Origin of the sequence: Kitasatospora sp. HUAS MG31, from assembly GCF_040571325.1 — a bacterium.
In the GTDB taxonomy this organism is placed as follows: Bacteria; Actinomycetota; Actinomycetes; order Streptomycetales; family Streptomycetaceae; genus Kitasatospora; species Kitasatospora camelliae.
Genome location: NZ_CP159872.1, coordinates 4,463,380 through 4,475,485 on the forward strand (window position 1 = coordinate 4,463,380; position 12,106 = coordinate 4,475,485).

At 73.0% G+C, this 12,106-nt stretch carries 9 protein-coding genes; 6 read left to right on the forward strand and 3 right to left on the reverse strand.

Features of this window, described 5'->3' with window-relative positions; translation table 11 throughout:
* Positions 1-48: 48 nt before the first annotated feature.
* Positions 49-1,122, reverse strand: a complete 1,074-nt coding sequence (locus ABWK59_RS20260; RefSeq protein ID WP_354642014.1) for a M4 family metallopeptidase — start codon at positions 1,120-1,122, stop codon at positions 49-51.
* A 229-nt stretch (positions 1,123-1,351) separates the two neighbouring features.
* On the opposite strand from ABWK59_RS20260, the gene ABWK59_RS20265 reads away from it, so the two are divergent.
* The 5 genes from ABWK59_RS20265 (at position 1,352) to ABWK59_RS20285 (ending at position 7,883) form a co-directional block, all read left to right on the forward strand.
* Positions 1,352-1,858 carry a DUF1269 domain-containing protein gene (locus tag ABWK59_RS20265; RefSeq protein ID WP_354642015.1) on the forward strand — a complete coding sequence of 169 codons (507 nt, stop codon included), beginning with the start codon at positions 1,352-1,354 and terminating at the stop codon, positions 1,856-1,858.
* A 16-nt stretch (positions 1,859-1,874) separates the two neighbouring features.
* Positions 1,875-3,224, forward strand: coding sequence for an FtsW/RodA/SpoVE family cell cycle protein (locus ABWK59_RS20270; protein ID WP_354642016.1), 1,350 nt, complete (start codon positions 1,875-1,877; stop codon positions 3,222-3,224).
* Positions 3,221-4,723, forward strand: a complete 1,503-nt coding sequence (locus ABWK59_RS20275) for a penicillin-binding transpeptidase domain-containing protein (RefSeq protein ID WP_420492812.1) — start codon at positions 3,221-3,223, stop codon at positions 4,721-4,723. Before ABWK59_RS20270 ends, ABWK59_RS20275 begins: the two co-directional genes overlap by 4 nt.
* Positions 4,724-4,965: 242 nt before the next feature.
* Positions 4,966-6,429, forward strand: coding sequence for an APC family permease (locus tag ABWK59_RS20280; RefSeq protein WP_354642017.1), 1,464 nt, complete (start codon positions 4,966-4,968; stop codon positions 6,427-6,429).
* Between the two features lie 131 nt (positions 6,430-6,560).
* Positions 6,561-7,883: a glycosyltransferase 87 family protein gene (locus ABWK59_RS20285; protein ID WP_354642018.1), complete on the forward strand. Its 1,323-nt coding sequence runs from the start codon at positions 6,561-6,563 to the stop codon at positions 7,881-7,883.
* A 23-nt stretch (positions 7,884-7,906) separates the two neighbouring features.
* Here the strand turns inward: ABWK59_RS20285 and ABWK59_RS20290 are convergent, their stop codons facing one another.
* On the reverse strand, positions 7,907-9,643 hold the full coding sequence (locus ABWK59_RS20290) for a penicillin-binding transpeptidase domain-containing protein (protein WP_354642019.1): 1,737 nt from the start codon (positions 9,641-9,643) through the stop codon (positions 7,907-7,909).
* A gap of 108 nt (positions 9,644-9,751) precedes the next feature.
* Positions 9,752-11,581, reverse strand: coding sequence for a dolichyl-phosphate-mannose--protein mannosyltransferase (locus ABWK59_RS20295; protein WP_354645031.1), 1,830 nt, complete (start codon positions 11,579-11,581; stop codon positions 9,752-9,754).
* 252 nt (positions 11,582-11,833) lie between these two features.
* Between ABWK59_RS20295 and ABWK59_RS20300 the strand changes: the two genes are divergently transcribed.
* Positions 11,834-12,061: a hypothetical protein gene (locus tag ABWK59_RS20300; RefSeq protein WP_354642020.1), complete on the forward strand. Its 228-nt coding sequence runs from the start codon at positions 11,834-11,836 to the stop codon at positions 12,059-12,061.
* The last annotated feature ends 45 nt before the right edge of the window (positions 12,062-12,106 follow it).

The window sequence follows — 12,106 nt, forward strand, 5'->3', positions numbered from 1 at the left end:
GAGGGCCGACCGGGCGCCGCGGCCCTCCGCCCGCGGCGCCCGGGGCCGTCACATGCCCGGGATCTGCCGGGCGGCGAACGCCTGACGGACCGTCGCGGCGGCCTGGTCGCCGTACATCTGTCGGGCCGTCGCCACCGTGGCCAGCGCCGCGGCGCTGAAGTCGGTGTCCGGGGCGAAGGAGAACTGGGCGTTGACGATGATCCGGTCCGCGGTGCGGGCGCCGAGCGCCGTGCGGATGTCGTACAGCGCCTGCGACCAGATCTCGCCGTCCGCGTGCACCTCGCCGACCCGGTCCGCGTAGACCTTGCCGGTGTCCAGGCGGCGGAGGCAGTGCACCGGGCCGTCGGTGTAGCCGGTGGAGTCCCAGTCGGCGACGCAGGCCTCGGGGGTGCGCGAGGTCCAGCCGTACCGGGCGCTCGCCGCGTCGCCGACGGCGACCGCGAGGTAGTCGCCGAAGGCCTCGCCGATCGCGCCGGCCTCCGGGGAGGCGCCGAAGCCGGGGACCTGGGCCTCGTGCACGGCGTGACCGTACTCGTGGACGATCACCTCGGCGTCCTCGGCGTCGTCCACGCCGCCCTTGCCGAAGCGGATCTCGTCCTTCTTGTCGGTGAAGAAGGAGTTGTCCGAGCCCCACTGGTTGAGGCGGACGTTCTGCACCCGGTCGTTGGCGCCGCGCAGCTCGCTGCCGAAGCCGAGGCCCTGCAGGTACTCCTGCGCCTCGTTGACCCAGAAGTACGCCATGACCTGCTCGAACTGGTCGGCGTCACGGGTGAAGCGGAAGTCGCCGGTGGCCGAGTGGACCGGGGTGCCGGTCTCCGAGCGGACGGCGGCCCAGCGGCCGGACAGGTAGCCGCTGCCGTCGAGGTTGCGCAGGGCGACCGTGGCGTAGGCGGAGGCCGGGACGGCGGAGGCGGCGTCCTTGCCGTCGGTGAGGGTCTCGTCGCCGGTGGCCTGCACCGGGTTGACCTTGAAGACCTGGCCGGTGCCGGTGGTGGTACCGGGCGCCGGCTTGGCGGCGGCCGGCACCGAGCCGAGGCCGGCGAGGGTGGCGAGCGCCGCGGCGGTGGCCAGGGCGAGGCGCGGGGCGCGGACGGACCGGGGTGCGCGGGTGGAACGGGGCACAGCTCCTCCAGAGCGGTCGGGGGACAGCGGGATCATTCCGTACGGCGGGAGCCCTGACTAGGGGGGTGAACCTTCGGCCATCGGTGCCCGGGACCGGAAATCCTGCGGTCCGGAGCCCCCTTTCCGGGCCCGTCGGGGGAAACCGGACACACCGCCACCAACGGCAATAAAAGGGGTGAATGCTCGCTAGGGTGCAGGGCAGACCCACCGCGTCGGAAGGACCCCGTACGTGAGCAACCTCTTCGTGATCGCCTATCCGGACCTCGTCACCGCCCAGCAGGTGCGGGAGGAGCTGATCAGCCTCCAGAAGCAGAAACTGATCGACCTGGAGGACATCGTCGTCGTCGAACGGCGGGCCGGCGACGGAAAGATCAAGCTGCACCAGGCCGTCAACACCACCGGCATGGGCGCCGCCTCCGGCGCGCTCTGGGGCGGTGTGATCGGCCTCCTCTTCCTCATGCCCTTCCTCGGCGCGGCGATCGGCGGTGCGACCGGCGCCGCCGTGGGCGCCGCCACCGACATCGGCGTGGACGACAAGTTCATGAAGCAGGTCGGCCAGAAGCTGCAGCCGGGCACCGCCGCGGTGTTCGCGCTGGTCCGCACCGCCACCGAGGACAAGGTGGTGCCCGCCGTGGCGGCCTTCGGCGGCGAGCTGATCCAGACCTCGCTCAGCCACGAGGAGGAGGAGCACCTCCGGTCCATCGCGCAGGCGGCCCGGTCGTCCGCCGGCGCCTGACCGGACGGCCGCCCCCGTGGCCTCCCCGTCGGCGACCGCCCGCGGCGCGGTGCCCGCCCGTCCGGTGAGGACCCGGCGCAACACCGAACTCGCCCTCGTCCTCGCGGCCGTGCTGATCGCCGTGTTCGGGTACGCGGAGGTCGGCCTCAACCTCGACGGGGAGGTGCCGCGGGGGGCCGCCGGGTACGGCGCCGCGCTCGGCGTCCTCGCACTGCTGGCCCACGGCGCGGTGCGCTGGCGGGCGCCGTACGCGGACCCGCTGCCGCTGCCGATCGCCGTGCTGCTCAACGGCATCGGCCTTGTGGCCATCTACCGCCTGGACCGGGCCACCCCCCGCAGCGCCGCCGCCCCCGCCCAACTCCTCTGGTCCGCCCTCGGTGTCGGCCTGTTCATCGCCGTCGTCCTGCTGCTGCGCGACCACCGGGTGCTCCAGCGGTACGCCTACCTCGGGGCGCTGGTCGCCCTGGTGCTGCTGGTCCTGCCGGTGCTCTTCCCGCCGGTGTACGGCTCCCGGATCTGGATCACCCTCGGCCCGTTCTCCTTCCAGCCGGGCGAGTTCGCCAAGATCCTGCTCGCCGTGTTCTTCGCCGCCTACCTGGCCGTCCACCGGGACACCCTGGCCCTGACCGGCCGGCGGATCTGGAAGGTCCGGCTGCCGCTCGGCCGGGTGCTCGGGCCGGTGCTGCTGATCTGGGCCGCCTTCGTCGGCGTCATGGTGCTGGAGACCGACCTCGGCACCTCGCTGCTGTTCTTCGGCCTGTTCGTGATCATGTTGTACGTGGCCACCGCCCGCAGCGGCTGGATCGCCATCGGGCTGCTCCTCGCCGCCGTGGCCGCCGTCGGGGTGGGCCGGCTCTCCCCGCACGTGCACAGCCGGGTCACCGACTGGCTGCACCCGCTGGGCTCGATCGCCGCCGGGCAGGGCGCCAACCAGATCGCCCAGTCGCTGTTCGCCTTCGCCTGGGGCGGGATGCTCGGCACCGGGCTCGGACTCGGCCAGTCCGTGCTGATCGGCTTCGCCGCCAAGTCCGACTTCATCCTGGCCACCCTCGGCGAGGAACTCGGCCTGGTCGGGCTGGTCGCGGTGCTGCTGCTGTACGCCCTGCTGGTCTCCCGCGGGTTCAGGACCGGGATCGCGCTGCGCGACCCGTTCGGCCGGTTGCTGGCGATCGGTCTCGCCGCCATCGTCGGCCTCCAGGTGTTCGTGGTGGCCAGCGGCGTCCTCGACCTGATCCCGCTCACCGGCATGACCCTGCCCTTCATCGCCCAGGGCGGCTCCTCCGTGGTCACCAACTGGATCATCGTGGCGCTGCTGGTGCGGATGAGCGACACCGCCCGCCGCCCCCCACCCGAGGAGCCGGCGTGAGACACGGCGAGGGCGGCCCGCACGGACTGCCCGGGATCTCCACCACCGGCCGCCGGGCCGGCACCTTCTGCCTGCTGCTGATCGTCGCCCTCGCCGCCCAGGCCACCCGGGTCCAGGTGTTCCGCAAGGACGAACTCGACCACAACCCGGCCAACCAGCGGCTCACCGTCCGGCGCTACTCGGAGCCCCGCGGCAACATCCTGGTGGCCGGCGCGCCCGTCACCGGCTCGGAGCCGACCGGCGGCCGCTACGCCTACCGCCGCACCTACCCCGACGGCGGCCGGTACGCCGCGGTCACCGGCTACTCCTCCCAGACCTACGGCAACACCCAGCTGGAGGGCATCTACGACGACCTGCTGTCCGGCACCGACCCCCGGCTGGCCAGCTGGGCGGTCTGGGACGCGATCTCCCGCGGCCGGCAGCCCGGCGGCGACGTCCGGACCACCATCGACCCGGCCGCCCAGCAGGCCGCGCTGCGCGGACTCGGCGACCAGAAGGGGGCCGTCGCCGCGATCGAGCCCGCCACCGGCCGGATCCTCGCGCTGGCCTCCACCCCGACCTACGACCCCGGCACCTTCGCCGGCACCTCGGACGCCGACCGCCAGGCCTGGGACCGGCTGCAGGCCGACCCCGACCAGCCGATGCTCAACCGGGCGCTGCGCCAGACCTACCCGCCCGGATCCACCTTCAAGGTGGTCACCGCCGCCGCCGCGCTGTCCGCCGGGGTGGTCACCGACCCGGACGCGCCCACCTCCGCGCCCTACCCGTACGTGCTGCCGGGCACCACCACCGCGCTGCCCAACGACACCTCGGCCTGCAACCGCCCGAACCTCTCGCTCCGCCAGGCGATGATCAACTCCTGCAACAGCGTGCTCGGCTACCTCGGCGTCCAGGTCGGCCTGCCGGGCATGGTGGCGGCGGCGCAGGGCTACGGCTTCGACGACGGCGAGCTGGACGTGCCGGTCCGGGCCGCCCGGTCCAACTTCGACACCGTGATGGACCGCTCCCAGCTCGCGCTCTCCTCCATCGGCCAGTACGACACCGCCGCCACCCCGCTGGTGATGGCCATGGTCGCGGCGGGCGTCGCCAACAACGGCACGGTGATGTATCCACAGCTTGTGGACAGACTGACCCGCGGCGACGGCACCCCGATCCAGCTGATGAGCCCCCGGGAGTACCGGCAGGCGATGAGCGGCGCCGTCGCCGAGCAGGTCCGGCAGCTGATGGTGGACGTGGTGGAGCAGGGCACCGGACGCAACGCGCGGATCGCCGGAGCCACCGTCGGCGGCAAGACCGGCACCGCCGAGCACGGGGAGGGCAACAGCGGCACCCCGTACGCCTGGTTCGTCTCCTGGGCGAAGCCGGACGGTTCCGACGCCGTCCCGCCGGTGGCGGTGGCCGTGGTGGTCGCGGACAGCTCGGCGAGCGAGGTCACCGGCGGCGGGCTGGCCGCCCCGATCGCCCGCGCCGTCATGCAGGCCGTGCTCAAGAGCCGCTGACCGGGCCGTTCACCCGCCGCACAGCGCCCGGGGCGGGCAGCGCACCGTAGGCGAAGTGTCCGGTTTGTCGGGTGCTCTGTGGTGATTCGTCCAAGGCGCGCCCCTCATGGTTCCGTTTGCGCCCATGGTGCCCTCGCGGGGTACTGTCCCATCTTTGTTCGGTTGGTCCGCCATGTCGCCCCACGCGGCCATCGCGACCCCGGCCGACGCACACCCTCCTCCGCCCAGAAAGAACCACCCACGTGAGCACCCCCCAGAGCACCCCGGGCTCCCGTCTGCTCAGACGGAAGCCGGTCGAGACCCTGATCGCGGAGTCCGCCTCCGCCGGGGAGGAGGGCGGCGGAGGCGGCCACCTGCGCCGCTCCATCGGCCTGTGGCAGCTCTCGTCCATCGGCATCGGGGCGACCGTCGGCACCGGCATCTTCTTCGTGCTCTCCACCTCCGTCCCGGAGGCTGGCCCGGCCGTCATCCTGTCCTTCGTGCTCGCGGCGGTCACGGCCGGCCTGACCGCGCTCTGCTACGCCGAGATGGCCTCCGCCATCCCGGTGTCCGGCTCCTCCTACTCGTACGCCTACGCCACCCTCGGCGAGCTGGTCGCCTTCGGCGTCGGCGTCTGCCTGCTGATGGAGTACGGCGTCTCCGCCTCGGCCATCGCGGTCAGCTGGGGCGAGTACCTCAACGAGTTCCTCGACCTGGCCTTCGGCGTCCGCATCCCCGACGCGCTCGCCGCCGCCCCCGGCAACGGCGGGTACGTCAACCTGCCGGCCGTGGTCCTGGTCGCCCTGGTCGTCCTGCTGCTGGTGCGCGGCGCCAGTGAGTCCGCCAAGGTCAACGCCGCCATGGTGGCGATCAAGCTGGCCGTCCTGGTGCTGTTCGTGGCGGTCGGCCTGACCGGCTTCCACTCCGGCAACCTCACCCCGTTCATGCCGCTCGGCGCGGCCGGCGTGCAGGTGGCCGCCTCCAGCATCTTCTTCTCCTTCATCGGCCTGGACGCCGTCTCCACCGCCGGTGAGGAGGTCGAGAACCCCCGCCGCACCCTGCCGCTGGCGATCGTGATCTCGCTGGTCGTGGTCACCCTGCTGTACGTGGCCGTCGCCGTCACCGCCGTCGGCGCCCAGCCCTGGCAGAAGTTCGAGGGCCAGGAGGCGGGCCTGTCCCAGATCCTCCAGGACGTCACCGGCCAGGGCTGGCCGGGCATGGTCTTCGCGCTCGGCGCGATCGTCTCGATCTTCAGCATCACCCTGGTGGTGATCTACGGCCAGACCCGCATCCTGTACGCGATGGGCCGCGACGGCATGCTGCCGAAGAAGTTCGCCGAGGTCTCGCCGCGCACCGGCACCCCGGTCTGGAACACCTGGGTGGTCGGCATCGCCGTCGCCGCGCTGGCCGCGTTCTTCCCGCTCAGCCTGCTCGCCGACATGACCAGCCTGGGCACCCTGGTCGCCTTCGCCGTGGTCTCGGTCGGCGTGATCATCCTCCGCCGCACCCAGCCCGACCTGCCGCGCGGCTTCCGGGTGCCGCTGTACCCGGTCGTCCCGCTGCTCAGCATCGGCTTCTGCGCCTACCTGATCACCGGCCTGCACACCGACACCTTCGTGGCCTTCGGCGTCACCCTGGTGCTCGCCACGGCCGTGTACTTCGGCTACAGCGTCAAGCACTCCAAGCTCGCCGCCACCGAGACGCGCGAGAGGGTCGAGATCGGCTGAGAAAGGCCGGTACCAGGGGGAGGAAGGGGGGACCGCCGTACACCGGCGGTCCCCCTTCCGCGTCAAGTTGCACACAAGAAGCACGCCGAGTCCCGGGACACCGCCCGGTTCGGCCCCCTACCCTTCCAGGCATGGTGAGCACCCGTCCGTCCCACCTCGCAGACCAGGCCGCCTGCGCCGTGCACAGTGCACCCGGGCGCGGCGGCTCCCGACGCGTGCCCCGGCAGCGCACCGCGGGGGAGTCGGCGGCGGCCCGCTGGGCGGCCCACCGGGGGGTGCAGGCGGTCGGCTGCGTGATCGCGGCCCTGTGGGCGGCGGCCTTCCCGCTGGTGTCCGACCTGTCCAACCAGATCTTCTGGGGCGCCGTCGCCGCCCCCGCCTACGGCCTGGCGGCGGTGTTCTGCCTCGGCCTGCCCCGCCGGATCGGGCCCCGGGTCGGCGCGGCGGTCGCCCTGTTCGGGGCGGTGCTGCTGCCGCTGGCGGTGCTGGCCCTGCGGGGAAGGCACCAGTCCGAGGTGATGGTGGTCGAGCGCTCGGCCCGGCTGCTGCTGCACACCGGCAGCCCGTACCTGCCCGACCCGCGGGTGGTCACCGACTTCAACCCGTATCTGCCCTCGATGGCCCTGTTCGGCCTGCCCCGGGCCGCGCTCGGCACCGGGAACGGCCTCAGCCAGGTGCTCGGGGACGCCCGGATCTGGTTCGCGCTGACCTTCCTGGGCTGCCTGCTGGGCGGCTGGCGGCTGCTGCGGCCCAGCCGGGACCGCGCGCCGGTGCTGCCGCTGGCCGTGCTCACCGCCTCCCCGCTGATCGCCCTGGCGCTCACCGTCGGCGGCGTCGACCTGCCGCTGATCGGCGTCTGCTCGCTGGCGATGGCGATGGCCGCCCGCGGCCGCCCGGTCGGCACCGGCCTGGTCCTCGCCCTGGCCTGCACCCTGAAGTGGACGGCCTGGCCCGCCCTCCCGGTCGCCCTGCTGCTGCTCTGGCGGCTGTACGGCAGACGGCGGGCCGCCCGGGCGGCGGTGATCTCGGTCGGGGTCAGCCTGGCGGTGATCCTCCCGGTCGCCCTGGGCCACGCCCGGGAGCTGCGCGAGCAGGTGGTCCGCTTCCCGCTCGGGATGACCGCCGTGCACACCCCGGCCGGCAGCCCGCTGCCCGGCAAGGTGCTGGCCGGCTTCGGCCCGACCGGGCACACGATCTCGCTGACCCTGCTCTGCCTGGGCGGCCTCGCGGTGGCGCTCTGGCTGCTGGCCTACCCGCCCACCTCGGCGACCGCCGCCTGCGACCTGCTGGCCGTCGGGCTGACGGTCGCCTTCATGCTCGCCCCGGCCGGCCGCTTCGGGTACCTGGCGCTGCCCACCGTCCTGGTGATCTGGCCGCGGCTGGCCACCCGGACCTGGACCTGGCGCCACCCGGACCCGGCCCGGCACCAAATGCCGGTGGCCCTGGTGGGGTGACCGGGGAGTGACCGCAGGAGCGGTCAGCCGTTGCCCACCTTGAGGACCTTGGCCACCGCGGGACCGGCCGCGTCGATGCCGTGGCCCGCGCCCTCGACCTCGGCGGCCGCGGCGATGTTGCCCCGGTAGGCCACGAACCAGCTGTTGGCCGGCTTCCCGCCGCCGATCTCGGCCGTCCCGGTCTTGGCACCGGAGTTGCCGCCCAGGCTCGCCATCACCGGCTTGGCGGTGCCGTTCATCGCCGTCGCCCGCATCAGCCCGCGCAGGTCCTCCAGGACCCCGGGGGCGAGCTGCCGGGCGGCGGTCACCCGGTCCTTGCTGTCCGCCACCAGGACGGGCTGGTGGAAGGTGCCGTTCTGCACGGTGGCCGCCACCGAGGCCATCCCCAGCGGGTTGGTCTGCACCGCACCCTGGCCGATGTACTCGCTGGCCGCGCCGGCCATGCTGTTCTGCACCGGGATGAGGGTGTCGAAGTTGCTGACGCCGGTCTTCCACTCCAGGCCCAGGCCGAAGACCTCCTTGGCCAGCTTGGGCAGGCTGTCCGGCTTCAGCACCTCCTTGCCCTTCTCGATGAAGGCGGTGTTGCAGGAGCGGGTGAAGTCGTCGGTCAGCGTGTAGTTCGGGAAGTCCCCGTCGAAGTCGTTCTTCAGCTCCAGCCCGGTGACCTTGGTGGTCGGCGGGCAGGGCATGGTGCTGGTCGGGGTGACCCCGGCCTCCAGCAGCGCCGCCGCGGAGAGCACCTTCATGGTGGAGCCGGGCGCGGTGGCGCCCAGGAAGGCCCGGTTCTGCCCGGTCGCCGGGGCGTTGGCCACCGCCAGGATGTTGCCGGTGGACGGCTCGATGGCGACCAGCGAGGCGGCCCGGGTCCCGCCCTTGGACTGCTCCTGGACGGCCTCCTCGGCCGCCTTCTGCACATCGGCGTCCAGGGTCAGCTTCAGCGCCGCCGCCGGCTTGGGCTCCTTGATGGTGAAGAGCTTCTCCTGGGCCGCCTTGCCCGCGTCGTCGGTGATCACCACACCCGTCCCGGCGTCGTCGGGCGAGGCGCTCGCGGGGGTGGCCTTGACCGTGGGCAGCAGCGGCGCCAGCGAGGCGAAGGCGCTCAGCGGGCGGCCCTTGCGGTCCTGGATCTGGGACGGCGGGGAGAACACCGGCTTCACCGCGATCGTCCGGCCGGCGGCCAGCTTGGGGTGGAGCACGGTCGGGTCCCAGAGCACGGCGGCCTTGCCGTCGCTCATCTTCACCATCTTCAGCACGCCGTCGTAGTTCCACGGCGTCCCGGTCTCGGCGAACTCCACCTTGGCCTTGAAGGCCAGCAGCACGCCGGCCGGAGCCGGGGCCGCGGACGTCGGGGAGGCCGAGGACGCCGCGCTCGCGGCGGCGGAGGAGGGCTTGGTGGTGGGCGCGGTCGAGGAGGTGGGCGCGGGCGCCGGACCGCCCGGGGTCAGCCCGATCGCGCTGGGCTTCAGCTTCTCCCGGAACGCCACCAGCGCGGCGTTGGCTGTGTCCGGCTTGTCGGTGAGCTTGCCGGCCGCCTCCAGGTCGCCCTTGGACCAGGCCTCCAGGAAGGACTTGGCCCCCTCGGCGGCCTGCTCGGCGGTCGGGGGCTCGGCCACCACCGTCCGGGTCTTCGGCTTCCCCGGCCCGGCGTCCTCGTCGCCCGCGAGCAGCGCGTACGCGCTGACGCCGCCGCCGACGAACAGCGCGGCGGTGACGGTGGCGATGCCGATTTTGGCGCCCTTGTGCACGGTGAGATCCCCCATGGTGTCGACCGACGGACCGGCCCAGACACCCTAAGCACACAGTCTCCGTGCACCCACGACACACGCGTCCCTTGTGACACATTCATTACATGGAGGGACGCATGGATCTCAGATCCAGCTGGTGAACCACATCCGCGCCCGCCAGTCCTCCATCGGGATCGTCTCCCCGGTGAACAGCGGGTGGAAGTAGAGGAAGTTCCCCATCACGGCCAGCACCAGCACGCCCGCCGCCACCGTGCCCAGCATCCGGCGGTCCCGGCTCGCGGTCGCCGGCCCGATCAGCGCGCCGATCATCATCGTCACCGCCAGCACCAGGAAGGGCACGAAGGCCACCGCGTAGAACAGGAAGATCGTCCGCTGCTGGTAGTTGAACCACGGCAGGTACCCGGCCGCGATCGCGCACAGGATCGCCCCGGCCCGCCAGTCCCGGCGCAGCGCCCAGCGGTACAGGCAGTACACCAGCGCCACGATGCCGGCCCACCACAGCAGCGGGGTGCCGATGCCCAGCACCTCGCGGGCGCACTCGGCCACGTCGCAGCCGGCCTGCCCGTTCTTCGGGGACTCGTAGAAGAAGGAGACCGGCCGGCCCAGCACCAGCCAGCTCTTCGGGTTCGACTGGTAGGTGTGCGGGCTGGTCAGGCCGACGTGGAAGTCGTACATCGTGGCGTGGTAGTGCCACAGGCTGCGCAGCCCGGCCGGCACCCAGGTCAGGTCCACCTGCGGCAGCGGGATGCCGAGCAGGTGGTCCGGGGAGAGGCCCCGGCGGGTGGCCGCCCAGTCGCGGAAGTAGCCGCCGTGGCCCGGCACGGCGCTGCTGAGGAACCAGCCGGTCCAGCTGGCCGTGTAGACCACCACGGTCACCAGCAGCATCAGCGGCATCGCCAGCGAGTCCCAGAACAGGCCCCAGATCCACCAGTTGCGGTTGCCGGCCAGCCGGCGCGCGGTGGCGTCCCAGACCACGGTCATGACCGCGAAGGCCAGCAGCGCGTACAGGCCGCTCCACTTGGTCGCCGTCATCAGGCCCAGGCAGACCGCCGCCGCCAGCCGGTACGGCCGCAGGCCCAGGGTGAGCCAGTCCCCGCCCGGGTGGGTCTCCATCCGCCGGGCGATCAGGCCGCGGGTGCGGTCCCGGTCCAGCAGCAGGAAGCCGAACGCCGCCAGGAACCAGAACATCACCACCAGGTCCAGCAGCGCCGAACGGCTCATCACGAAGTGCAGGCCGTCCACCGCCAGCAGCAGACCGGCCACGCAGCCCAGCAGCGTGGAGCGCAGCAGCCGGCGGCAGATCCGGGCGAGCATCAGCACCGACACCGTGCCCAGCACCGCCGTCATGAACCGCCAGCCGTACGGGTTCATCCCGAACAGCTGCTCGCCCAGGCCGATGATCCACTTGCCCACCGGCGGGTGCACCACGTACGCCGGGTCGATCCGGTACGGCACATTGGGGTTCGGGGCGGTGATCTGGCCGTTGGCGTCGTCGGCCCAGGAGGTCTCGTAGCCGCCCTGCCAGAGCGCGTAGCCGTCCTTGGCGTAGTACGTCTCGTCGAAGATCAGCGCGTGCGGGGAGCCCAGGTCGGCGAACCGCAGCACGCCGGCGAACAGCGCCACCGCCAGCGGGCCGAGCCAGCCGGACCAGCGGCACAGCCAGGACCACAGGCCGTCCGGCAGCCGCACCCCCAGCCGGAGCAGCAGCAGCGAGGACGGCACCAGGTCCGGGGTCACCCCCGGGCCGTCCGGCATCGGCGGGACCAGCCGCTCGGCCGACGTCGGCCCGGCCGGCGCCCGGTAGCCGTACGCGGAGAGCACCCGCGACCAGCGGGAGGCCCCCGGCCGGCCCTCGCGCGGCTCCGGCACCGGGGCCGGATCGTCGGTCGGGGCCAGCACGGCCACCCCGCCCTGCTCGGGGCGGTCCGAACCACTGTGCGTCTTGGCTGTCATGTCGCCGGTCACGCGCACATCGTAGGGGCGGCGGATGAGCGCGCAACGGTCTCCCCGGCCTTCACAGCCCGGCCGGGCCCGGGTCGCACGAGTCGAAGGGCGCGCCGGGGCCGAAAATGACGAGCGAGGAAGCGAGCGCCAGCGAGCGCGGGAGCGAGGAATGTCGGCACCGGGTCAAGAGCGCCCGGAGACGAGCGAGGAACAGCGCTACGACCCGGCTGCTGACGGGTTGTCAGGTATACGATCGGTCCTATGGATGATGGGGGAAGCAGGGGACGCGGAGCGGTCGACGTGGCGCTCGCGGTGGGATTCGCGCTGCTGGCGGGCGGGGTGCTGTTCGGTATCTCCCGCTGGCTGGGGCACCTCGTCCCGGGCCTGGGGCTGCTGCTCGGCTGGGGCGCCGTCAAGGCCGCGGTCCTCGGCTCGGCCGGGCTGACGACCCTGTTCGCCTGGTACCGCGCCCGGCGCCGGGCGGACTGACCGGCCCTTATGGACGGGCGGACGGCGGCGGCCGCCCGGGCTGGG